Source organism: Alcaligenes sp. EGD-AK7 (assembly GCF_000465875.3).
Lineage (GTDB): Bacteria > Pseudomonadota > Gammaproteobacteria > Burkholderiales > Burkholderiaceae_B > Alcaligenes > Alcaligenes phenolicus.
In genome coordinates, this window is the sequence record NZ_AVOG02000001.1 from 360,607 (window position 1) to 382,716 (window position 22,110).

At 51.2% G+C, this 22,110-nt stretch carries 24 protein-coding genes; 18 read left to right on the forward strand and 6 right to left on the reverse strand.

Annotated features, from left to right (window positions below; translation table 11 throughout):
* Positions 1–12: 12 nt before the first annotated feature.
* Positions 13–711 carry a glutathione binding-like protein gene (locus N879_RS01650; RefSeq protein ID WP_009454096.1) on the reverse strand — a complete coding sequence of 233 codons (699 nt, stop codon included), beginning with the start codon at positions 709–711 and terminating at the stop codon, positions 13–15.
* Positions 712–833: 122 nt separating this feature from the next.
* Here N879_RS01650 and arsC point away from each other — a divergent pair, with 122 nt between their 5' ends.
* Positions 834–1,178: an arsenate reductase (glutaredoxin) gene (gene arsC, locus N879_RS01655; protein WP_009454095.1), complete on the forward strand. Its 345-nt coding sequence runs from the start codon at positions 834–836 to the stop codon at positions 1,176–1,178.
* Between the two features lie 31 nt (positions 1,179–1,209).
* On the opposite strand, the gene N879_RS01660 is transcribed toward arsC, so the two are convergent.
* The 3 genes from N879_RS01660 to N879_RS01670 are packed head-to-tail and all read right to left on the reverse strand — an operon-like array spanning position 1,210 to position 2,965.
* A complete protein-coding gene (locus N879_RS01660; RefSeq protein WP_009454094.1) occupies positions 1,210–1,782 on the reverse strand; it encodes a YceI family protein in 573 nt (190 codons plus the stop codon).
* Between the two features lie 53 nt (positions 1,783–1,835).
* Positions 1,836–2,399, reverse strand: coding sequence for a YceI family protein (locus tag N879_RS01665; protein WP_009454093.1), 564 nt, complete (start codon positions 2,397–2,399; stop codon positions 1,836–1,838).
* Positions 2,396–2,965: a cytochrome b gene (locus tag N879_RS01670; protein ID WP_009454092.1), complete on the reverse strand. Its 570-nt coding sequence runs from the start codon at positions 2,963–2,965 to the stop codon at positions 2,396–2,398. Before N879_RS01670 ends, N879_RS01665 begins: the two co-directional genes overlap by 4 nt.
* A 214-nt stretch (positions 2,966–3,179) precedes the next feature.
* Here N879_RS01670 and N879_RS01675 point away from each other — a divergent pair, with 214 nt between their 5' ends.
* From N879_RS01675 to N879_RS01755, 16 genes are all read left to right on the forward strand, one after another.
* A complete protein-coding gene (locus N879_RS01675) occupies positions 3,180–3,764 on the forward strand; it encodes a hypothetical protein (RefSeq protein ID WP_009454091.1) in 585 nt (194 codons plus the stop codon).
* Between the two features lie 74 nt (positions 3,765–3,838).
* Entirely contained in the window at positions 3,839–4,351 is a 513-nt protein-coding gene (locus tag N879_RS01680; RefSeq protein WP_009454089.1) for a ClbS/DfsB family four-helix bundle protein, read from the forward strand.
* Between the two features lie 73 nt (positions 4,352–4,424).
* The gene (locus tag N879_RS01685; RefSeq protein WP_009454087.1) at positions 4,425–5,546 is read left to right on the forward strand and encodes a site-specific integrase; all 1,122 of its coding nucleotides are present in this window, start codon (positions 4,425–4,427) and stop codon (positions 5,544–5,546) included.
* An 82-nt stretch (positions 5,547–5,628) separates the two neighbouring features.
* Positions 5,629–6,090: a GNAT family N-acetyltransferase gene (locus tag N879_RS01690; RefSeq protein WP_009454086.1), complete on the forward strand. Its 462-nt coding sequence runs from the start codon at positions 5,629–5,631 to the stop codon at positions 6,088–6,090.
* A 496-nt stretch (positions 6,091–6,586) separates the two neighbouring features.
* On the forward strand, positions 6,587–7,249 hold the full coding sequence (locus N879_RS01695; RefSeq protein WP_009454085.1) for a hypothetical protein: 663 nt from the start codon (positions 6,587–6,589) through the stop codon (positions 7,247–7,249).
* A 137-nt stretch (positions 7,250–7,386) separates the two neighbouring features.
* Positions 7,387–8,148, forward strand: a complete 762-nt coding sequence (locus N879_RS01700) for a glucose 1-dehydrogenase (protein ID WP_009454084.1) — start codon at positions 7,387–7,389, stop codon at positions 8,146–8,148.
* Positions 8,149–8,307: 159 nt separating this feature from the next.
* Positions 8,308–9,252, forward strand: a complete 945-nt coding sequence (locus N879_RS01705; protein WP_080584942.1) for a ParA family protein — start codon at positions 8,308–8,310, stop codon at positions 9,250–9,252.
* Between the two features lie 8 nt (positions 9,253–9,260).
* Positions 9,261–10,994: a ParB family protein gene (locus N879_RS01710; RefSeq protein WP_003799846.1), complete on the forward strand. Its 1,734-nt coding sequence runs from the start codon at positions 9,261–9,263 to the stop codon at positions 10,992–10,994.
* Positions 10,991–11,596 (forward strand): STY4526/YPO1902 family pathogenicity island replication protein, encoded by a 606-nt coding sequence (locus tag N879_RS01715; RefSeq protein ID WP_003799847.1) that lies wholly within the window; start codon positions 10,991–10,993, stop codon positions 11,594–11,596. The genes N879_RS01710 and N879_RS01715 overlap by 4 nt, the downstream gene beginning before the upstream one ends.
* A gap of 6 nt (positions 11,597–11,602) precedes the next feature.
* Complete coding sequence (locus N879_RS01720) at positions 11,603–12,199, forward strand: hypothetical protein (RefSeq protein WP_003799848.1); 597 nt, start codon at positions 11,603–11,605, stop codon at positions 12,197–12,199.
* 7 nt (positions 12,200–12,206) lie between these two features.
* Positions 12,207–13,841, forward strand: a complete 1,635-nt coding sequence (locus N879_RS20715) for a hypothetical protein (protein WP_235484222.1) — start codon at positions 12,207–12,209, stop codon at positions 13,839–13,841.
* A gap of 220 nt (positions 13,842–14,061) precedes the next feature.
* Positions 14,062–14,451, forward strand: coding sequence for a hypothetical protein (locus N879_RS01735; RefSeq protein WP_009454080.1), 390 nt, complete (start codon positions 14,062–14,064; stop codon positions 14,449–14,451).
* A 47-nt stretch (positions 14,452–14,498) separates the two neighbouring features.
* Complete coding sequence (locus tag N879_RS01740; protein WP_003799852.1) at positions 14,499–15,617, forward strand: PFL_4669 family integrating conjugative element protein; 1,119 nt, start codon at positions 14,499–14,501, stop codon at positions 15,615–15,617.
* An 88-nt stretch (positions 15,618–15,705) separates the two neighbouring features.
* Positions 15,706–16,143, forward strand: coding sequence for a hypothetical protein (locus N879_RS01745; protein ID WP_022983155.1), 438 nt, complete (start codon positions 15,706–15,708; stop codon positions 16,141–16,143).
* 66 nt (positions 16,144–16,209) lie between these two features.
* A complete protein-coding gene (locus N879_RS01750; protein WP_003799856.1) occupies positions 16,210–16,647 on the forward strand; it encodes a single-stranded DNA-binding protein in 438 nt (145 codons plus the stop codon).
* 51 nt (positions 16,648–16,698) lie between these two features.
* Positions 16,699–18,702: a DEAD/DEAH box helicase gene (locus N879_RS01755; protein WP_003799859.1), complete on the forward strand. Its 2,004-nt coding sequence runs from the start codon at positions 16,699–16,701 to the stop codon at positions 18,700–18,702.
* A gap of 43 nt (positions 18,703–18,745) precedes the next feature.
* Here N879_RS01755 and N879_RS01760 read toward each other — a convergent pair whose 3' ends face one another.
* Positions 18,746–19,354 (reverse strand): hypothetical protein, encoded by a 609-nt coding sequence (locus N879_RS01760; RefSeq protein ID WP_031232039.1) that lies wholly within the window; start codon positions 19,352–19,354, stop codon positions 18,746–18,748.
* Positions 19,344–20,414 carry a DUF262 domain-containing protein gene (locus N879_RS01765; RefSeq protein WP_051010392.1) on the reverse strand — a complete coding sequence of 357 codons (1,071 nt, stop codon included), beginning with the start codon at positions 20,412–20,414 and terminating at the stop codon, positions 19,344–19,346. Before N879_RS01765 ends, N879_RS01760 begins: the two co-directional genes overlap by 11 nt.
* Positions 20,415–21,314: 900 nt before the next feature.
* Between N879_RS01765 and N879_RS01775 the strand changes: the two genes are divergently transcribed.
* Positions 21,315–22,013 (forward strand): DUF3577 domain-containing protein, encoded by a 699-nt coding sequence (locus N879_RS01775; protein WP_009454077.1) that lies wholly within the window; start codon positions 21,315–21,317, stop codon positions 22,011–22,013.
* Positions 22,014–22,110 lie beyond the last annotated feature (97 nt).

The following is a 22,110-nucleotide window of genomic DNA, read 5'->3' on the forward strand; positions in this document are numbered from 1 at the left end:
GGGATCGTAGTCCTATCGGATGGTTTTAGAATCTTGGCCAAAGAGGATTTGACGGGCCTTGTCGTCATGGACGGGCGAGCCGGGGTTGATCTGTTCGACCAAGGCATAGGCACGCTCAGTTGCGGGACGCGCGCCAATACGCTCAAACCAACGCTTCAGATGCGGGAAGTCGTCCAGATTCTGGTTTTGACGCTGGTGGGAGACAATCCAGGGGTAGCTGGCCATATCGGCAATGGAGTAGTCCCCAGCAATAAAGTCGCGCTGCTCCAGATGTTTGTTCAGCACGCCGTAGAGACGGCCAGTCTCACGCACATAGCGGTCGATCGCGTACTCGATTTTGACGGGTGCATAGACATTGAAATGGTGGTTCTGGCCTGCCATGGGGCCCAGGCCACCCATTTGCCAGTACAGCCACTGCAAGGTTTCGGTACGCACTCGCAAATCGGTCGACAGGAACTGGCCGGTTTTTTCTGCCAGATATTGCAGGATGGCGCCGGACTCGAACAGGGAGATAGGTTCGCCACCGTCTTGCGGAGCCTGGTCAACAATGGCGGGAATGCGGTTATTGGGGGCGATACGCAGGAATTCAGGTTTGAATTGATCGCCTTGGCCAATATTGATGGGGTGGATGGTGTATGGCAGACCGGACTCTTCCAGAAACATCGTGATTTTATGTCCGTTGGGAGTGGTCCAGTAATACAGGTCGATCATGTGTTCTCCTGGCTAAGTGAAGACGCTGGCCTGTCTGCAGCAAGCTACCCAGATGACGTATCCGGCGGCGCTGGGCTACTATTGTTCGCCTGAATACGGTTTATAGGAAGTCAAAGACTGTCATGAGCAAAATCTATCATAATCCGCGCTGCAGCACTTCGCGTAATGCCCTGGCCATGATGCGTGAAAAAGGTCTGGAACCCGAGATCATCGAGTACCTGAAAACACCTTTGTCACGCAGTGAACTCAAAGCGCTGATTGCGGCAACGGGCTTGACGGTACGCGAGGCCATGCGCAGCAAAGAGGCTGTTTACAGCGAGCTGAACCTGGGCAATCCCGATCTGAGCGACGAGGACTTGCTGGCAGCGATTGAAGCCAATCCTGTTTTGTTGAACCGTCCTATCGTGGTGACAGAAAAAGGGACGCGTCTGGCGCGTCCCCTGGAAGTGGTTCAGGAAATCCTTTAAACAGACTTCCTGAGTAGCGAGTGCTTCGCTATTACTGGGCAATGGCTTCCAGCGCAATGCGGATAGTGACTTCGTCGCCCACGTAAGGCACGTTGGCAGCCATGCCAAACTCGCTACGCTTGATCTCAATCTTGCCGTCCGCGCCCAGAGCGGGTTTGTTCATCATGGGGTGCTTGGGCATGGTCAGGAAGGACTCGATGGTCATGGTCACGGGTTTGGTAATGCCCTTGATGGTCAGATCTCCCTTGGCGGACACAGGCTTGTCACCGTCGAACTGAATGTCCTTGGACACAAAAGTTGCTTCGGGGAACTGCTCGGTGTCGAAGTGATCCTTGCCCTGGATGTGTTCGTTGAACAGGGGAAAGCCGGTGCTGACCGAACGGGTGTCGACTTTCATGTCGATGCTGCCGGTCTTGGCTTCCTGGTCCAGGGTAACGGTGCCTTGTGCCTTGTCAAAGCGCTGGCTTTGCGTGCTCAGGCCCAAGTGCTTGTAGCTGAAGTGTACGAAGGTGTGGCTGGGTTCAACCTGATAGGTCACCGGCGCTGCCTGAGCGGCAAAAGCAAACAGAAAACTGGCGGACAGGGCAATCACTGGCTTGATCATGAGGGTGTAATCCTTGTTATGCAGGGAGAGGGAGGGGGCGCTGATGCGTCTGCTTACTTCGCATCAATCTTGAAGTTGACGGTGATCTCGTTGGCCACGATGTCGTAGCTGGACCAGGAGCCTTCACCGATGGAAAAATCGCCACGCTTGATTTCAAAGGCACCGCTAAAAGTGGCTTTGTCGCCTTCGGGAGCCATGGTCGCCATGACAGTGACGGGTTGCTCACGGCCTTTGATCTGCAGCGTGCCTTGCACTTCATATTGCTGGTCGCTGACAGCGCGGAAACTCTTGGAGTTGAAAACGGCTTGGGGATGCGCGTCAATATCGAACCAGCGCACGTCTTGCAATTCATCGTCGGCTTCTTCTGAGCCGGTATCAACGCTATCCAGGGCGACCTTCAAGACCACCTTGGACTGATCCAGGGCGTCGGGGTTGAAGTTCAGTTCGCCTTCAAATTTACGGAACTGACCATCCAGCTTCACGCCCATCTGGGAATACTGAAAGCCGATTTCGCTATTTTGGGTGTCCAGAGCCTGGTAGTTTTTGGCGTTGGCCGACAGGCTGGCGCCTAGGCCCAGAGAGCCGATCAGCAGGGACACGAAGACAGATTTTTTCATGATTTGGCTTTGCCTAAAGTAAAGGTGATGCGGCCAAGCAAGCCGTCACGGTCTATAAACTGATGCTTCAAGGCCGCCAGAATATGCAGGCTGACCATGGCAATCAGGGCGTAATTCAAAAAGATGTGGACTTGGACCAGCAGCTCGCCCAAAGGTTTATCTTTGGAAACCAGGTCGGGCAGGGGGATCACGCCAAACCACACTGTCTGGAAGCCTTTGGCTGAGCTCATCAACCAGCCCGTCAAAGGGATGCCGATCATCAACAAGTACAAAGCAGCATGGCCACAGTGGGCCAGAACTCGACTGAAGCTTGACATGCCGGCGGGTAGAGCAGGGGGGCGGTTGAACAAACGCCAGAGCAGGCGCAGGATCACCAGTACCAGCAAGGAGATGCCGGCCCACTTATGCCAGGAATAGACTTGCAGTTTCAGAGGGGACAGGGGCAAGGTTTTCATGGTGTAGCCCACGGTCACCAGTGCGGTCAGGGCCAGTGCCATCAGCCAATGCAAGATGCGTGCGACTCGGGTGTAGCGTTGGCGATTCACTGGAACAGGGGTGATGCTCATTGATAATGCCTTTCATTTACGAAGCCAAGAAACTTTAACCTGTTTGTAAGCATCGTAAAAGACCAGATTTTGCAATGCAGTAATGCAATATTGAGGGGTATTGGTCGTGCACTCTTGCAAGATGACTATTTTCTTGCAGCGTGTGACAAGGCTTTCAGGGTGGGGTGGGGGCGGGCTAAACTCCTTTTTTCAGCTCGCAAGCAAGGAAGTCTCTATGTGGAAAACAGCGTTGGTCGTCGTGGTAGCCGGTTTGTTGGCAGGATGCCAGGACTCGAAAAAGGCCAATGAGGAAAATTTCAGCACGGCAATCCAGAGCTATCTGGATACGCGAGACGGCTTGTGTGTAGGAGTGCCTGGACGTGTGTATCCCTATCAGGCCGAGCACGATTCCCCCTTGATTGTGGAAGATCGAGCTCGTCTGGCTGCCTTGGCCAAGGTAGGTTTGTTGCGTCAGGTAGGAAAGGAAGAGGCACCGCGCTACGAGCTGGATGCCAATGCAGACACCTATTTGCGTCGTTCCAGCTCCGAACAGTCGCAGGGCGAGCATGATGCATTTTGTACAGGCCGCCTGGTTCTGGACCGTATCAACTACTTTACCGAACCGGCCAGCGCAGACGGGTTTACCGTCAGTCAGGTGAGCTATGTCTATCATCTGGCCGATGCGGCAGGCTGGATCAAAGATAGCGCGGTTCAGGATAGCTACGAGGATCTGCGCGCGTTGACGGCCCAGGAAGTCGAGGGACAGGCACGAATGATTCTGACCAATAAGGGCTGGGTTCATCAGAACCTTTATCGTTAAGTGATGCCACACGGCTGCATGAAAAAGGTGGGGCAGTACGGTGTGGTTCGGTCTTGAGCAAGAGGAGCAATCATATGGCTGTGCCTCAAAACAAACACGATTTATTAGTGGCCATTTGCAGCAATTATCAAAAGTTGGCTGCAGATCTGGCTACTGTTCCCATTACGCGGGCTCGTGAAAAAGACCTGGAAGGTCATACCAAGGGGACGCAAATGAGTGTGGCTGATCTGGTCGCTTATTTGATCGGATGGAACGAACTGGTTTTGAAGTGGAGCCAGGCCAAGGCCAAAGGTTTGCCGGTAGATTTCCCTGAAACCGGTTTTAAATGGAACGAGCTCGGGCGTCTGGCACAGAAGTTCTATGCCGACTTTGCCAATGTGTCGTACTCGGACTTATTAAATCGCCTGGAGGAGGCGCAAGCTCGTATTGTTGCCTTGGTCGAGCAAAGTACAGATGGTGATCTGTATGGAGCGCCTTGGTACAAGAAGTATTCTCTAGGGCGCATGATTCAGTTCAATACGGCCTCACCTTATGCGAATGCTCGGATCCGACTGCGGAAATGGAAGAAAATACATTCCATTGTCTGATAAGACGAAGTTGCATCAATCCACCGTAAGGTTTTATTATAAAAATGCAATTAACGGAAAAGATAAATAGGCAATGAAAAAACGGTCTACAAGAGAAGAAGGGCAGTTTGACCTGCCCATTTTGGGCTCGCAGGCCGCCGATATCTCGGCGGAAGCCTTGTTTGACACGTGGTTGCAGCATCAACGCCCGCCCATGGCGCCCAGCACGCAGCGGGTTTATCGCACCTTGTGGCGACGCTTCTTGCAGGCGCTGCAAGATCACAAAAAGCAGTACACCCAGATCAAGCCTGTGGATATACGGGACTTTTTGAGCAATCTGGACGAAGTGCGCCGTCCGCAGCGTGAGCGCTATCAACAAGTCATTGCCCGTGCTTATGAAGAGCTCTGCCGCCAGGATGGCCGCTCGGAAAACCCCGCACTGGCCCCCGCCATCAATGATCCTTTCAAGGAAAGCTGGCGTCAGGCGCCTGACAACCAGGCCACCCAGTTTCTTTCTGTCGATCAATGCTCTGCCACCATCAAAGCCTTGAATACCCGCCTGCGTGTCCTGGAGTTGACCAGTGATATGACCATTGCTGCCCGTTGGCGTGAATATCGGGATATGACGATTGTGGCTGTGATGCTGGGCACAGGCTTGCGCCCGGTGGAGTTGGGGCAGTTGCACCCTTGCGCGGTAGGCGTAGCCAAACGCACTGCAGAGTCTTCAGAAACAGACGACTCAGATCACGAGGAGACAGCTCTTTGGCGGGATGGCACTCTTCTGCTCAGGCTTGCTGGCGCGGCAAAACGCGACGTTGTTGTGCCTGTCTGGTGCGAAGGCATTTTGCGTAGCTGGTTGATCTTTAGCGGAGCCGAAGATGCTTCCGCTTGGGTAAAAGATAGCCGGGTCTTTCCTGGTAGCCGTCAGATCAGCGCTGCGCGTCCCCAGGCACAGATGAATCCTGCCACGCTGGCTCGTATCGTCAGCAAATGGGGAATCAAGCAGATGGATCTGTTGATGACGCCACAGCGTTTGCGTAATACCTTTGGTGCAGGTTTGATCGAGCGTGGTTTTTCTCTGCCAGAAATCGAGGAAATCATGGGCTACGCTCCCGGTGCTGCCAGTGCATGGCGCCTGCAAGCTTCCTGGCTGGCTTGGTTGGATGCACAGAGAACGCCTGATAAGCCAGCAATTACAGAGAATACGCAGCCGTAATGAAGGGCTAGTCACGGATTGGTCAGCTTCAGGAGGCATAATTTCAAGTCCATTCCGTCTATTTCTTGATGAGGAGTTTGAATTGACGTCTACCCCTGTTTTTCGTCGTGCTGTAGCAGCTGATCTGGAAGCGATCGTGGCCATGTTGGCCGACGATATTTTGGGCCATGAGCGTGAAGATACCAGTCTGCCCCTGGCGCAGTCCTATCTGGATGCCTTTGCAGCGATAGAAGCGGATCCAAACCAGTATCTGGCCGTTGTAGAGCTGAATGGCGCTGTGGTCGGAACCTTGCAGATCAGCTATATGCCCGGCTTGTCGCATCAAGGTGCCTGGCGTGGGGAAATTGAGTCCGTACGCATCGCCAGCTCGGCGCGTGGCTGCGGATTGGGCCGTTTGATGATTCAGTGGGCGGTCGAGCAATGCCGTCAGCGTCAATGCCGCATTGTGCAGCTGACCTCGGATAGGGCTAGAACGGATGCTCATCGGTTTTATGAGCAACTGGGTTTCACGGCCAGTCACAAGGGTTTCAAGCTAACTCTGTAAGACGGTTTTCTCTTGAGTAATCAGCCCTGACGCGGTGCAAAAAATAACTATAAAAAGCCGCATAGGCTGAATGTTGTGCTCTGTGCTCTGTGCTCTGTGCTCTGTGCTTTTGGAAGCCCTCTGTCGAATATTGGATGTAGCAAGAGCATTATTGATAAACGCTACGCGATTCCATTGATCGAATACAGATCACATTTTTTTGCTGCTAAAGCGGCTCTGTTTGCAGATGAGTCTGGATTAAAAATCTGTAAAGATTTTTTTCTCTGAAAGTGAAGGGGTAAAATTAATACGCTTGCTGATAGATTAAAGTTAGTTCCTTAACTGGCTGATTATATGGAATAAATAATTTTAGTTAGTCGCCATGATTGGTTGACGGGTTTTGTCTGGTTAATATATCTTTGCTGTGGTGTTTATTTGATTTTATTAATAATAAAAAAAATATAAATATCGGGGCCATTAATATTGTATTGGATATCCTTGATAGGGAGATATTGAGATGGCCGTTAAAGCGAAAATAACGAGTATTGCCATACAGCCAGGGCCCACATGCGTATTTCTTGGCTACAAATCCTCTGGTATTACTGCCAAGAGCCTGAACCACCGAGAAATCATAAAATCTTATCCCGAAGGGAAAAAAGACGATTGGGCAGGGCTTTATATCGCCGAAGACCGGGCTACCGCGGAAGGTTATCTGCCGGATTCTCTACCTGGAAACGGTACGGGCGATGCCTATATCAACCTGATCTATATTGAAGCGTCTACCGTTAAAAATTTTGACGGCAAGGGCAGGAAAACCCAGTTCGTTGACATTACTGGCAGCGAAATAGCGGATCCTAATGTTCCACAAAAAGAAAAAGCCAGGCTGGTCAGGAAAGCATTGAGCGACATAGGGGTTCAAATCCCTGAGAGCAAACCGCTGATTGAAACGCTGGGATTACAGGGGTATCTCTATCGGGGGCCGCATACGAGCACGGAACTGGAAATCATCGTTCCCTTCAACTTTATCAACGCCAAGCTGGCTATCTCTTTAGCCAATTTGCAGTCTTTTAAATTCAAGGGTCATTTGCCGGTCGGTAATCCCGTACTGAATCCGGCGCTTGGTATCACAAACCCCGATACTCCCATGAATACGAGACAGGCTTTGTCCCTGGCGCCTTGAGACAGACAGGTCGGAATTGCTCCGACCTTTATACGCAATACCTTCGGATGGGGGCCGGAGCCGATGCGCATCGGTTTTACGTCCAACCTGGTTTTTCGCCTTATCATGCCTTCAAACAGTACGTTGGAGATAGGCTAATGGGTTTGGCGTCAGATTATCCAGTTATTTTGATTACCGGCGGGAGTCGTGGCATAGGAGCGGCAACGGCGCTCCTGGCTGCACAACAGGGCTATAACGTTGTCCTTAGCTATGTTGCGCGCGAATCAGATGCCTTGGCGGTGGGCAGTGCAATAGAGGTGGCAGGTCGGCAAGCTCTTGCTGTCAAGGCAGATTGCGCAGACCCTGAGCAGATAAGCCGGCTCTTTGAGCAGATCGACCAAAGGTTTGGGCGGATAGACGTCCTGGTGAATAACGCAGGCGTGTTGTTTCAGCAGTCTCGTCTGGAAGATCTCAGCTTCGAGCGTATACAACACACTTTTGCGGTCAACACGATTGGTCCCATGCTTTGTGCGCAACAGGCGGCCAAACGCATGGCTTATCGCTATGGTGGGAAAGGCGGTTCTGTCATCAATGTTTCCTCGATAGCGGCCAAGCTTGGCAGTCCAAACGAATACGTGGATTACGCCGCTTCGAAAGGAGCTCTGGAGACTTTCACAACAGGTTTTGCTAAAGAGGTGGCCCGAGAAGGGATTCGTGTTAATTGTGTTCGGCCTGGGCATATTTATACCGAGATGCATGCCAGTGGCGGCGAGCCAGACCGTGTAGACCGATTAAAGGACAGCATCCCGATGGGCCGTGGTGGCCAAGCAGAGGAAGTGGCGCGTGCAATTTTATGGCTAGCCAGCTCTGAGGCGTCCTTTATCACGGGAACATTCCTGGATGCGAGCGGTGGCAAGTAGCCATTGTGGGTAACGAGGTTTGGGGCCTTGAAATACGATGTTCTGGATGATTATAGGCATCGCATAATGTCGCTTTATGTTAAGTCCACCTGTTTATTAGTATTTTTTATACAGTAATTTAAGCAGAAAACTCGTTGCTTTTTCAACGAGGTTTTTAAAATGCTTACGTTCACAACTGTTGCCACTAAAGGTGGTGTTGGCAAAACTACATTAACTGCCAATTTAGGTGGATTGCTTGCTGATTTCGGATATCGCGTTCTTTTAATTGATGCGGATATTCAGCCATCTCTGACTCGCTATTACAAACTGGCTCATCAAGCCCCTTATGGCTTAACGCAAATGGTGATGTCAGGAGCACTCACCACGGACTGCATTAGTCACGTCGAATTTCCACCTGCCGAATTCGAGGGCGACCGTTCAAGTTTGAACGTGCAGGGCGGTTTCTTGCATATCGTGTGCTCCGACACTCAGCGTGACGACAGCCCCCTTCAAATCTGGTTGTCCAATCAGCTTGATCGCCTGGTACGTATTCGGATGGCCCTGAGTAACCCGGATATCCGTGCTCAGTACGACGTCTGCATCATCGATACCCAAGGGGCAGTAGGCCACCTACAAGACGCCGCCGTCAATGCAGCGGATGTGCTTCTCGCTCCTGTAGCCCCCGATGTTCTGTCGGCCCGTGAGTTTGTTGACGGTACGATCAAACTTGTGGCCCGCCACGAATCTGCCTCCAACCTGGGCTACAAAGTGCCCGCCATTCAGTGCGTGATTAACCGTAGCGAGAACACGGTCGATAGCCGCACTATGTCCAGCCTAATCCGCAATCAGTTCATTGAAATGAGCGGGCGTGTCACTGTGCTGGCCACCCAGATTCCACAAGCGGTCGCGTACAAAAAAGCCGCTACTGCTCAAGTCCCTGCTCACTGGATTGATCCGGTCAGGGCGGGCGATCACATGCACAGTTTGCTGTGGGAATTAATCCCCAACCTGAGCAATAAATTCACTCCCAATCACCGCAATGAGTTAGCTCCCGCGCTGGGGGCATTGCATGTCCCTATCTCCACGTCAGACGAGCCAGACAGCCCGCTCACGACTAACTCGTAGAGTGCGCCATGTCTAAAACTCCGGAATTGCTGACCGCCAGTCAGCGTGCCGCGCAGTTGCGCATGAACGCTGAGTTGAGCTCAACATTAAGAGAGACCAGTCCCGTGTCCTCAAAAAAATCGAACTATGAAGACATCGCTAAACGTTCCCTGATGGGCACGCCGCCACCGCTGAACGCCATGGGTGCGATGACGCCCATGGATGTGGTCGATGGCAGTATTTCAAATCTGGCAGTTACTGATATTGATCGGTACGAATTTGACCCGCGTACCGAAATAAACCCACTCTATGACGAGATTAAGGCGTCGATTCGGGCCAACGGCATCCTGAACCATATCAGCGTTACCAGACGTCCCGGTCAGCCGCGTTACATGGTCTACGGCGGCGGGAATACACGGCTGCGTATTGCAAAAGAGCTGTACGAAGAGGGCGACCAACGCTTTGCGCGCCTGACAGTCATCGTCAAAGTCTGGAAAGGGGATGCGCCGACCATTGCGGCGCACCTGGCGGAAAACGAGCAGCGTGGCGAGATTTCGTTTTGGGAGAAAGCCCAGGGCGTGCTGTCGTTTAAGGAGCATTTCGAGAAAGAATCGGGCAAATCGCTTTCAACCACGGAACTGAACCGGGAGTTGCGCCAGGCCAGCGGCCTGAATTTCGGCATGAGCATGCTGCAAAACTTCCTTTTTGCGGTTGAGTATCTGGCCCCGATCGGTCGTTGGTTGCAAGCACGCGATGTGAATCAAACCATTAAGCCGCAGATCTCGCAGTGGCTGAAGCTGGCTGACAAATTTGGCCAGCAAGCAGTCGCTGAAACTGCGCTACAGACAATCCTGCACAAGTACGCCGCTGTGATGAGTCAACAATCTGTCACGGCAGATCAGAGTGCTCAGCAGGTTTTAGACGTCTCGCAGTTGCTTGATGAGGTCAACGCAGCCATCGCTGACACCTTGGGTGTAGCCCCTGAGAAACTGCTGGCCATGGCCCAGGCTCTAGAGGCGAACCCGCGCCTGGAGGTTGAGACCCTGAGGCTTATCGAAGCCACTCCTACGGCGCTAGTGGGTCCCAATCCGGTAGCAATTCAAGCACCGATTCAGCCTCCACTCGGTCGAATGTTGGCCAGTGTGCCTACGCCTAAGAGTAAGCCCGACAGTTCGGGCGGTGCCTTTTTGCCTGCTTCCCCATCGGTCTCCCAGAACGTGGTCTTGAGCGGAGAGGGGGAAGGGTTCGATCCACAGCCGATATTTACGGTGTTAGGCGAGTTTCAGAGCCTGATCGACATGTCGGATGTGCTTTTTAAAAGCGATCAGCCACACCACATCTTTGGCTTTTATCTGGACTTTCCTTCACAAGGTATTGGGTATGTCGATGGTATTGAGCTGGAACCAGAATTGGTTACTTACCGCAGATCCCTGTGGAAAATCCTGGTCAGTCTCACCGGTCAGCTTGATCGTCGATTTACGCAGCTCATCCCACACGAAGCCGACGGCTTCACCATTGCTTGGAAACAGCTTTGGGAGCAGGGCGAGGAGCAGTTTCAGGCAGGAGCACAGGAGTTGCTGCGCGAGGCATTTGACCATGTCTCGCTCCAAAGCGTGAGCCTGGTATTGCGGCATGAGCAATTGGGGCCGTTGGTCACACGTCTGCTCTCAGAAATGGAACGGGTTCGGACCCGTTACCCAGAGCGTCAACTGGACGGATTTGTGCCCTTGTTCATGCCGGATGTGACGGAGGAGATTTCATGAATAAGATTCCCATTCAATGTCCTGTTCTACGGCGCATGTTGCTGGCCCACATTATTGAGCAAATCGATGGCGGGCACATGGACTCTCTACTGCGTGCGGGCTATTCACCCGAGTTTCTCGATGATTTGCGTTACCGAACCACTCGGGACATCACGAATCTGGCCAACTCTCCGCAGGAAATGTGGTTCTCACTGTCTGAACAAGTCATCAGTAAGGGACTACATCTGCTCGATATGCGGCGGGAGCACGCCAAGTTACGCGAATACTTTGTGATTCATGGCGCTTCGCGTCGGATGGTGTGTGCGTATTTCAAGCTGTCCCACGAGGAGTATCGGGACTTGCGCGCACAGCTCAGGCCGGGAGGGGAGCCTGGCGGCCGTACGGCCCTGCCTCCAGTCGCTGTACGTGATGCCATCCATCGAGCCTGGTTCGATATTCAGCAATCGATGTCTGAGCAACCCTGCCGAGACCGAATCTACGCCTTACACCAACAGTTTCCTGAGCTGCGAATCAGTGTCCTCCAGCAAACCATTGTCGAGTTTGCTGAAGATGATGAGCTTGGTTTGGAAATAAAACCGACGACACCACCACTGCAAGGATAAAGCCACATGGACGAAATTATGACTATGCCAAGTACTTCTACAACTGCGTTGCATCCGGCGACTGTCCCTGCGTCAGAGCGTGGTTATTGTGGTCAGGCTCAGGGCGAGTGGACCTTACCGTCTTCTCATGTCGGTGGCTCTCAGAACAGTAATGACGCACCAAGGGAAGACTTTCTAGCGCAGGCGGCGCTGTTAAATTTGATGGGGCAAACGCCAATCAGCTTTCATCGTCTGTATGTCGACATTACGGGCAATGTCATCACGGGCTTATGGCTTTCGTCTGTGTTGGAACGGGTTGCTCAAGCTAAGCCCGAGGAATTCCAGGAGGATGATTATGTGTTTCGCCTATCGGCGACTCAATGTCATCAGGTCACCGGGATCACTGCCTCTCAGCAGCGGACATGCCGACGCGACTTGATTGCACTGGGCATGTTAAGTGAACAGTCGGGACCGGGCCGTGTACCGGAATACCGCTTGCATCTGAATGTTGTCGCAGATGCCATTCTCCAAGCGTCCGCTTCATTGGCCAACTCGCTCGAGGAGGTTCATCAACAACAAGGTTCATCGTCGCCACAACCCGTTATTTCCAAGCGATACGGATGAGATGGCTATGGGTGCCGCATTAAACACCGATACAACAACGGCGTCTCTAATTGATGAGGCTATGCAGTTGCTCACCAGCCAAGGGTTTGTGCAGTACTACCCAAACCTGGCTGAAACGCTGGGCAATTTCAAAGCTGCTTTGTTTTTGGGGCATGCGCTCTACTGGGCTCGGCATACTGCCGTTCACTATAAAAATCGTGATGGCTGGTTTTTTCTGACGGCAAAACAGTGTACGCAAGCAACGGGATTGACCACCCGAGAGCAGGAGAGCGCTCGTCTCTTGCTCGTTCAACATTCGTTGATCCAGGAAAAGTTGGCTGGTAGACCGGCCAAGCTCCACTATCGTATCAACCTTGATCGTCTCGCTTCTTGCCTGGGGATCTCAGTTGTTGATCAGAAAGCAAACTGGGCGCAACTCGCACCATTGCTGAAACGCTACGTGAGCTTCTATCGGCCATTGGCGGATATTGCGGGCAATGTGGCCTCTGGCTTGTACCTATCGTATCTGCTGATTCAGCAACGGCATGTTCTTACTTACAGCCGAAGCATCGAAGGTGAATTTACGCTGTCTCAACAGGCGATTCGTAACGCCCTATGCTTGACCAGTAAAACACAACGCAATGCCCGTGATCGCCTGAAACAAATGGGTTTACTCCAGGAGGCAGGTAATCGCATACGCATTAACTTGTTGGCCTTATGCCCTTTGTTGCACGGTCAAGAGCAGTACCCCCTCAAGTCTGAGTCTATCGATCAGGCCCCCATTGCTGATGCACCGAAACTGACATCGGCATCCAAGCCTGTCCCCGTGAATGGGCAGAAGCCTGCGCCATCACGATCAAGCAAATTATTTGGAGCAGGGACACAGTCACAACGGCCGTTGTTTGATTTAGATAGTGCTGGCGCAGCACGGGCGAACGCAACCGTCCAGCACGCGCTGCGTGACCCTGCCAGTATGAATCCTGGACGTCTCTTTGCTCAGACCTCAGTGAGTCCTGGTGCAGCTTGTGGACAACTCACAAAAACAAGCGATCTCACAACTGGCCCAGTTGCCCAAACCGCGAAACTTGATGCCCAAACCGCAAAACTAATTTGCCCAAAACGCGAAACTAAGCTGCCCAAACCGCGAAACAACAATACAACAATATCTCTTCAAACAACTACAAGACCCGCCATCACCACGGCGTCTGCAGGGGATAAGTCCAAGGCACTGTCCGAGATAGCGGGTTGTCGTCGTGATGATTTGAATTTTCAAAACGACGAGGTTGATGTCACTTTCCCCAGCGTGCTTGGCAAGCAATGGCATGAGGCCGTGCGCAAAGTACTGTCCATTGCCAAGCCAGAGCATCGTCAGAGTTTGCTTGATGAGTTGGAAGGCCAGTTGCGCAACCCAGGCAAGCACATCGCAAATCCTCCTGGCTACTTGCATTCGCTGCGTGTCGGCTTGGAATCCGGTCGTGTGCAACTGGCATATGCGCAAAGCATTGCGAGCCAGCGTGAACAAAATCGACATGCTCAAGATGCCGTCCAAGAGCACATCAAGGCTCTCAATACAAACCTGACGACAATTCTGCCTCCAATGACGAAAGAGGAGGCCTTTGCGCAGTTGCGTCAGCAAGTGCAGGCCATGAGGAAGATGCCATGACGACCTGGTTTACCCGTGCGTCATTCGGTAACGCGTATTGCGTTAATCCCCAACGGTTGGGAGGTAGCGCATTTTGCGTCAATGCCCAACGGTTGAGAGGTAGCCCGTTTTGGGTCACCTCCCACCGGGTGGGGAGTAGCCCGTTTTGGGCCACCGCCCAACGGTTGGGAAGTAGCCCGATTTGGGCTACTCAAGAGAACAGACTTAGGAGACCGTATTAATGACTAACGAACAATTGTTTATCCATCTTCTGCATAGGCTACAGAAATATAGCGATGCCCTGGTTCTTCATGTACTGCTACAAGACCACGGAGATGAACGTCGAGTCCGGACGTCCGCTACCAAGATGGCTTTGGACTCATTGCGAGGTCAGATCAACCGTCGTCAAGTTCAACGTGCCTTAGAGCGATTGGAATCCATGGGGCTGATTAACGTGATGCCTCAGCCCAATTACCGCACCTTGGTCACAGTCAACAGTGACGCCTTGTTGGAATTCCTCAATCAAGACCCTTTGAGCGGCATGTTGCCTGGGTTCCGTGCCAATACGTTCCCGTTTCTGGATGCTGTCAACGCAACACCGCTGGCAGATTTCAAGGGGTCGACGGTCTGATGATGTCCATCACCACCCATTCATTTTTCTCTTCTCAGTGACTACCTATGCCTACTTCGACTGATAAGCAGCCACGACTCAAATCCAGCGACAAGCCCGCTGCCATTCCCGCACCCAAGTCTCTTATTGGGTTCTCTACAGAGGAGAACTCCCCCTTCACCGATGGGTATTCGATCACCGGCGAAGAAGCCTTGCTGGCCGCGTATATGGCAGGGCCGATGCGTGAGGATGATCCTCTTTATGAGCGGTATATCGAACTGGAAGATCGCAAAGATCAATTGGCTCGTATGCAGGCCAAGTTCCACACACGCAAGGGGTCTGATCCTGACGTCAAACCAGCCGAGTTCTTTGCCATGGATGATTTGGGCTCTCTGGTCGATTCAGAAGACGATCTGATGACCTTGCATACCAAAGAAGCGTTCAGGCTGTTTATGGGGCGTGCTCGTGAGCCTGGATCGGATGTGGCGCCTATTGTGGGTGGTCGCCGTGTCGCCAGTTCGTTGCGCAGCTTATGGCTGTTGACGGGCAATGACAATCCCTATGCCGATTGGTCTTTGCTGCGTCATGAGCAATCCATGGAAGAAGTGAATGAGCGGCTGCAAGAGGAGATCAAGGCTGCTGAGACTTTGCTGTCTAGCCAGCAGCAACGAGGGTTGAGTTATTCCGTGCTGAAGTCTGCCCAACCGCAGTCTTTGCAACTGGGGTTCCGATCCCCCTACGGATACAGCATAAGCCGCTTGATTGTTGATTACGACTACTTCATCCGTTTGCAAAAGACGCTGGGTCGCAAGACGCTCTTAAGCGATCAGCAGATGCGCCGCTCAATCACGGAAATGACCCGCTTTATTCGTCGCGTGTTCAATGAGGTCGCCAGGTTCTCACGTTGGCTCATGCAGCCAGACATCAATGCGCTGTCCCGGCTGGACTTTATTACGGAACATGCTTCAGAAGAGGGCAAGCAGCGGGTGGAGTTCGTGCGTGAAGTATTCGGCATGGTGCCTGCCGATGTGTTTACCGCCAAGCTGCAACCACGTCATTCTCGACGCCGGTACACATTGACTGAGAAGGAAAGGAGCCTGTTGCAGTCGGTCGGTGTGCAACTGGCTGAAGCTGAAGCACAGCGCGAAGCCGGCGAGTTTCAGGATGCCGATTCAGGCTTGGTGTGAAGAAAGGGTTTTGTGAGGAAAGGGCGAAAGGATGACGAAGCGAACTCGAAGTCTACGTGTCAATGTGGTTGAGTGGGCAAGGAGGACCTTGGAGAACGAAACGTGTCAGAGCGTGATTGACACAAAGCCCTTTACGGGTAGGGGCACCGCCCAGTCGCTGCGCCACCATCTCATGCAAGTTGACCAGGTTGAAGCAGACATGGTCGCGCTCTGTTCTGCCACAAAGAAAGTGGCTGGCTATTCCATGTATCTGGCCGAGCACCGTCGTAAAGCGGATGGCTATATGGCTCTGCGTTGGCGAGAGATTGGCACAAGAAAGCATCTGTCATGGGAAGAGGCGCACGCAAGATATTCGGTCTTACCGACTGTGCTGCGGCAGTGGTACGAACACGCTAATGCCCAGGCACAAGAATTCAATTCGCAACACCTCAAATTGCGCGGACTCGTACGTGAACTGAAGTTACTGAGCCAGCAACGCAACGTGCCCACTTTTGCCAGGCCAATTCCGAGCCGAAGTGGGACGTGATCCAGTTAATGCAGGGCAATCCGACCATATGGTCAAGTCGTTTGTTTTTCACCGAAAGGAGTTGATATGCAGAACTTGTTTATTGGTAAGGGCAACCTGGGCGACTCACCCACCTTGAAACGTATCCCTCGTAAGAACAATTCAGGGGAAGAGTTTAGTGTGTGCAGTATGCGTGTGTACTTTGGGCGTTATGGGGTGGACCAGGCCACCGGCGAAGTTGGGCAGATTGGGGGCTTCTGGCGCGAGGTCGAGATCTACGGCAGCAAGGCCGAGGCGTGCGCACAGTTCTTGCGCAAGGGAGCTCGCGTACTGGTAATTGGAGAGGAGCGGGATTTCTTTGCCAAAGATGAGACCACGAATGCCGAGGTACAAGTCATCAAGATTGTCGCTGAGGATGTAGCCCTGCAGCTCACTCGCATTGAGTCGATCACCTACAAACAAGCAAACCGGCCTGCGGCAGCTCGTGATCAAGATGAGCCGTCGGAGGAGGATGTGCCTGCTTGATCAACAAGATAGGGGCAATGTTCATGGATATGGAGGGTTTATGAAAGTGAGGTGCTGCCGTTGAATATTGCCCCAATCGCGCTTAAGGCTCCTGAGTTACTGATTCAAGCTGTTTTTGACGGTCGTAGGCTTGGGCTACAGTTATTCAATATTTCAGGAATGGCTGCCCGGTTGTCTAAAGCTGGGGCATGGTGGTGTCCTGGACGACGGATGTGGGTACTGGAGCAGGGTAGTGCAGACCATGCCCTGGCGTGGTTGCAGGCGCTCTATCAGCGTGAGCATGTTGACTTTGAGGGAGCTTCTGCACTTTTAAGAGCGTCTATAAGGGCACCAGAGCCTGATTACTTTACCCAACTGTTCGATGTTCAAATTTTTGAGTTGGCCAGAGGCGAGCTCAACCATGGCCAACATGCAGTTAGCTTCTCCTATGATGGGTTGTGCGTACGTGCAATGCGGGCGCTACAGGGACGATTTCATAAGCCTGCCGGTGCCTGGCAAGTACGCGGTGGTGTTGCACGCATCCAGCACGTGCTTCGTGACCTGGCAGGCGTTGCACCTAACTTCTCATTCGTACATGAGCAGCCTGTCGTACTCGAAGAGCTGGTATCCGCAAGTGCGGACGAATCGCCCATTCAAGTGCCTGCTGCGGTTCCTGAGTGTGGGGAGAGCGGCCCTACCCAAGATCTGGATGGAACGGGGTTTTTGTCTGCCGATCTGGAGCAAAGCAACGCGGTCAACATCGATGAAGCGGTGCTGGCTGCGATCGCTGTGGGCGCGGGCTTACGAGACTATCAGATCGAAGGGGTTCGTCACCTAGCAGGTCAGACAGGAGCGTGCTTGGGCGACGATATGGGCCTGGGCAAGACCCGCCAGACTGTTGTTGGTACTCGTCTAGCGGCAGGGCAGGGTAGAGTGCTTATTGTCTGTCCCGCCTCTTTGCGTATCAACTGGGAACGCGAAATCCACGCCGTGTACCCCGATGCTATCGTCGGCTTTGCCGGGGATGATCGGATTTCGACCTTGTACGGTTGTCAGTGGGTCATTGCAAACTATGAGCGGTTAGGCGGCCTGGTGAGAGAGGTTGGGCTTGAGTTTGGGGCGATGGCTATTGATGAAGCGCATTACCTTAAGGAGCATAAATCCGGACGTACGCGCAATGCCTTTGTTATGGCTACGCGCATTCCGAAGCGATACGTTGTGACTGGCACGCCGCTTCTAAATCGAGAAATTGAGTTGCACACGCTCTTGCGACTTACCGGCCACCCACTTGGCCGTATGGAACTGAAGGCGTTCCGCAAAGAGTTCACCGGCTCCCGTGATCGTCGAGCCGCATTAGCCCGTGCCTTGGGCGGGTGGATGCTACGCAGGCGAAAGGACGTGCTTGACCTAGGCGCCAAGACCCATTCAGTCCGTTACATCTCGCCCAGCGAAGGCTTGGCGGCTTACAAAGAGATTTACGATGACATGAGCCTAATGGCCATGCCAAAGATCACCAAGCTACGCCAATGCCTGGAAACGCTCAAGACACCCTTCCTGATCGAAACAGTGGAAGGTCTGCAGGCTGAAGACAAGATCATCATCTTTTGCGAGTACATGAGCACGGTCGATGCCATGCATGATGCTTTTACGGCCGCTGGTATCAAGGCTGTGCGTCTGGTCGGAGCTGACTCTGCAATCAAGCGGCAAAAGGCCATCGACACATTCCAGGATGACCCCGAGGTCCGGGTGTTTATCGGCACTACGATGGCAGCTGGAGTCGGTATTACTCTAACCGCTGCTAACTACGTGGCCTTTGCATCGATGCCCTGGACCCCCGCGCTCATGCGCCAAGCCGAGGATAGGGCGTACCGGCTGGGCCAGCAGCGCGATGTGATGGTTATCGTGCCGCTCATACCCGACACGATCGATGAGGCCGTGTGGAAGATTTTGGAGGGTAAACGTGAGACCGAGATCGACGTGGTTGAGGCTGTCACGAAGACGCAGGCCAATGAGGCGACCGCAATTACTAACGCGGCCCTTGGGTGTTGGTTGAAAACTGAAACCACGACTTTATAGTAATTATAAATATATACAATTTTTTTAAGAAGCATGGCCAGATTTAGACAATTTGTTTGGCAATAACCTTCATGAATGCAGGCCAAGTCTTGTATCTTTGAATCCCGGATGAGGTGTAATCAAAAGCTATTTCAGCTACGGAAATTTTTCCTGCAGGATTCGACATTAAATGTTGTCTTACTGTAACAGCTGAGTTTTTTGACTGATGCGCGATATAGTTTCTTAAGTATCTCATTTCATCCAAAGGCCATGGAGTGACTCCAAGGTAGTTTGTGATTTCAGTTAAGTTCGATAATCTCAATCTGGTGGCAGCATCAATAGCTTTGTTTGAATGGCTCCATTCGGGCTCACGATTGTTATTATTGTTCCTAAAAGTAGATAGAAGTTTATAGAGCGCTTGCTCTCTCGTTTTCGGAGGATTGGGTAATCCAGAGACAACTGTTCCGTTAATTCCCTGAAATTGTCCAGTGGCACTGTCTAAGATAAGCCTCCTGATAAAATGCTCCCATTCAATCTGAAGTTGCATAAGATTTTTTTCCAGGAGTGATTTTTCTCGCTTTGTCAGTGCTGACTTGGCAGACAAATCGTCAATTTCACCTTCAATATGAGAAAGCCTTTGCTCTAATCGGGCATAATGTCGATTAAGAAACATAATTGCTAAATTCTTTAACTAAATATTCAAATCTTGGTTTTCTAGAGGACACGCGATGTGTAGTGCTTTTGCTTGCACTAATAAATTCAGCATGTCGAACATCAGCGTCTTCATCATTATTGCCTGACTCAAGTTCTTGAGATAGCTCTGCCAGTACATCAATAGCATTTTTCCAATTGACTCCTTTCCCCTTATGCTCTTTTACGTCCGCTGTCACTCGGTTATCTGGGAAACCATATACTAGATAAGCTACAGCTGCAAATAGGACAAGAAAATTAGGGCCATCAAAAAATGGAGTATCTGCAAAATCCTCTTCTAGCTTGTCAATTATCACTTCCAGAACATCATCTACCTTTTTTCTAATTGGTAAAAAATATGACTCTGGCTCTGTTTTTTTGTTTTTATAAAATTTAGTTATTGTTGCTTCTCCTCCATCACCAAATCCAAGATCTAATGTCATGAAAAATTCGGCCATAAGGGAGACGTTTTTCATTCTAACGCTCTCTCTTACTGATACAATTTTCAATTCATTCCAAAGATATTTCCAATCTCGAGCTGCGTCATAAATTGCCCATTTCACAGGTTCAATATATTCGGCATGTCGAAGCTCTGATGGGGTAACTTTGACACTGTAAGAGTTTAGTCTGGCAAAGATTTCCAATACCATGGCATTGTCTGAGTTTATTAATTGGACGCATGGTATTTTGTATGATAAGAATGCCTCTTGGTCTGAAAGTTCCAAATCAGAGTACGTCAAACCTTTAAATTTAGGTGACTTACTCGTAAGTTTAAGCTTGCCAGACGCGAACTCAATTATTGCTCTAAGACGCTGTTGACCATCCACAACTTCCCTTGTCATGGTTTGGGTTGACGCATTTATTTTCGTCCGAAAGAAAACTTGAGGTATAGGCAAGTCATTCATAATTGAATCAATTAAGAATACTTTGGCATTAACAGACCAGACTGAGCCGCGTTGAAACTCCGGCGATAAATTCAATTGTTTCTTTGAATTCCATTCAATAAAGTCTGATATTGTATAGGTTTGGGGTATGCTAGACATATATGCGTCCGTAATATTAAGTTAGATACTTGAAATAAATTTTTAATTATTTTTTTGATCTGTGCCGAAATGGCTAATTATGCACAATTTTTTGGTTTACTGGTAGATCATTAAGCGTGGCGGAGGTCTCGAGATTGCCCGTTTTTTGCTGGGCACGGCCATAATTGCAATTTGTACTAGATTGGGTTATGTAGTAGGGAATATGTCGATTAGTTACTTGCTCCGGCGGATCAGCGTATGTTCAAACTTAGCAAATGCGCTTATCACAGACAGCATAAAGCTTGCCATCAGCTAGTCTTCGCCGGTGAGAGTCGTGTGTTCTTTGATGAGCTCGTTATGCACGCCGCGATGGGTGTCCTAGCCTGATGCTTGATCTGCAAACACTTTATCGACCAAGGCGTGTTCAGGCTGACGAGCAGGGCTTTGTTCAAAGCTGCTGACGCGGATACTATTCGACTGCCTTTTAAAATGTCTCCTGAAAAAAATGACAGATAGAGACTTGATATCTGGGTCCTCAATCTTCAAGAGATTACAAATGTAACTCAAATTGGACGTTTTCAGCCGAATTTGGCTGACGGCCAGTTGAGATATAGTCATTCTGGCATTGCATTTTGACTTCTTAGTATTTCTCCATGTCTAACTCTTAGGAGCATCCAACGATTTGAGAAATAGTATTGACAAAAAAAGAAGGTGTTGATAGTTTATCGCTGTGCATGGCCGTAAGGCTCCTGACAGCGGCGTCTCAACTCTTGAAAGACGCACGTACTGATCCTTTAGGGCAGTACCAGAGTACATCTTCTTCTTTGCTACCCGGACAGGGAACCCGCTTTCCCTGTCCAGGCCATTCGGCTCTTGGGTGGGTGCGTGTTCCTCCAGTCCATTTTTCTGGAGTTCACCATCATGACAACCGCTTCCGCTCAAACTTCCAACCACTTCAATCTTCACGTTAACGGTCTCGGTTATCTGAACCGTGTACGCTGGGTTGAAACCAAAGGTTCTGGCCGCAAGGCACAATCCTTTCTTGCTTGCTCGATTTCCGCCGTGCGTGGAAATACGGATGAACCTGACTACACCTACTTTGACCTTCGGGTCTCTGGGAGCGAAGCCATCGAAATGGTGGAAAAGCTCATGGGTGATGTTGAGGCGAAACGTAAGGTTTTCGTATCGTTTCGTGTGGGTGATATCTACACACATGTTTACATGCGCAACCTTCGAGATGAGAAGGGACGTACAACTGGCGAGCAAGAGCCTGCCGCACTTATCAAGGGACGTCTGTTGTTGATCAACAGTGTCACTGTTGATGGCGTTAATATTTTCCGACGTGAATTGCAAGAAGAGTCCAGCATGGATAACATTCCTTTTCAGGAGGATGCTCCTTTGCAGAACTCCTCGACCGATAATGAATCTTCTCAGGATGTGCCTGAGCAAGACCAGTCTGAAAATAAAGCACCACAGGATAACGCTCAAGGTACAGCAACGCCAAAGTTCAACAGCACTCCGGTGCCCGTGAACCAAGGCGCTGCGGCATATCAAGCAGGATATGGAGCAAGTAGTGCGCTTCAATACGCTGCAAGCTATGCCCATCAGAGCGTCGCTTAACTTTTAATGCCTCATCAAAACCCTCGTTACTGCTCCCACTGGGGGCTGTGCGAGGGTATTCTTCTTGATGCTGCAAAAATTAGCGACTAAACTAATT

Excerpts from the sequence above, each read along its gene's own strand:
- N879_RS01685 (WP_009454087.1), top strand. The coding sequence starts at position 4,425 with ATGAAAAAACGGTCTACAAGAGAAGAAGGGCAGTTTGACCTGCCCATT.
- N879_RS01765 (WP_051010392.1), bottom strand. The coding sequence starts at position 20,414 with ATGTCTAGCATACCCCAAACCTATACAATATCAGACTTTATTGAATGG.
- N879_RS01715 (WP_003799847.1), top strand. The coding sequence starts at position 10,991 with ATGAATAAGATTCCCATTCAATGTCCTGTTCTACGGCGCATGTTGCTG.
- N879_RS01750 (WP_003799856.1), top strand. The coding sequence starts at position 16,210 with ATGCAGAACTTGTTTATTGGTAAGGGCAACCTGGGCGACTCACCCACC.
- N879_RS01705 (WP_080584942.1), top strand. The coding sequence starts at position 8,308 with ATGCTTACGTTCACAACTGTTGCCACTAAAGGTGGTGTTGGCAAAACT.
- N879_RS01680 (WP_009454089.1), top strand. The coding sequence starts at position 3,839 with ATGGCTGTGCCTCAAAACAAACACGATTTATTAGTGGCCATTTGCAGC.
- N879_RS01740 (WP_003799852.1), top strand. The coding sequence starts at position 14,499 with ATGCCTACTTCGACTGATAAGCAGCCACGACTCAAATCCAGCGACAAG.
- N879_RS01660 (WP_009454094.1), bottom strand. The coding sequence starts at position 1,782 with ATGATCAAGCCAGTGATTGCCCTGTCCGCCAGTTTTCTGTTTGCTTTT.
- N879_RS01665 (WP_009454093.1), bottom strand. The coding sequence starts at position 2,399 with ATGAAAAAATCTGTCTTCGTGTCCCTGCTGATCGGCTCTCTGGGCCTA.
- N879_RS01670 (WP_009454092.1), bottom strand. The coding sequence starts at position 2,965 with ATGAGCATCACCCCTGTTCCAGTGAATCGCCAACGCTACACCCGAGTC.
- N879_RS01700 (WP_009454084.1), top strand. The coding sequence starts at position 7,387 with ATGGGTTTGGCGTCAGATTATCCAGTTATTTTGATTACCGGCGGGAGT.
- arsC (WP_009454095.1), top strand. The coding sequence starts at position 834 with ATGAGCAAAATCTATCATAATCCGCGCTGCAGCACTTCGCGTAATGCC.
- N879_RS20715 (WP_235484222.1), top strand. The coding sequence starts at position 12,207 with ATGGGTGCCGCATTAAACACCGATACAACAACGGCGTCTCTAATTGAT.
- N879_RS01710 (WP_003799846.1), top strand. The coding sequence starts at position 9,261 with ATGTCTAAAACTCCGGAATTGCTGACCGCCAGTCAGCGTGCCGCGCAG.
- N879_RS01735 (WP_009454080.1), top strand. The coding sequence starts at position 14,062 with ATGACTAACGAACAATTGTTTATCCATCTTCTGCATAGGCTACAGAAA.
- N879_RS01760 (WP_031232039.1), bottom strand. The coding sequence starts at position 19,354 with ATGTTTCTTAATCGACATTATGCCCGATTAGAGCAAAGGCTTTCTCAT.
- N879_RS01720 (WP_003799848.1), top strand. The coding sequence starts at position 11,603 with ATGGACGAAATTATGACTATGCCAAGTACTTCTACAACTGCGTTGCAT.
- N879_RS01775 (WP_009454077.1), top strand. The coding sequence starts at position 21,315 with ATGACAACCGCTTCCGCTCAAACTTCCAACCACTTCAATCTTCACGTT.
- N879_RS01675 (WP_009454091.1), top strand. The coding sequence starts at position 3,180 with ATGTGGAAAACAGCGTTGGTCGTCGTGGTAGCCGGTTTGTTGGCAGGA.
- N879_RS01695 (WP_009454085.1), top strand. The coding sequence starts at position 6,587 with ATGGCCGTTAAAGCGAAAATAACGAGTATTGCCATACAGCCAGGGCCC.
- N879_RS01650 (WP_009454096.1), bottom strand. The coding sequence starts at position 711 with ATGATCGACCTGTATTACTGGACCACTCCCAACGGACATAAAATCACG.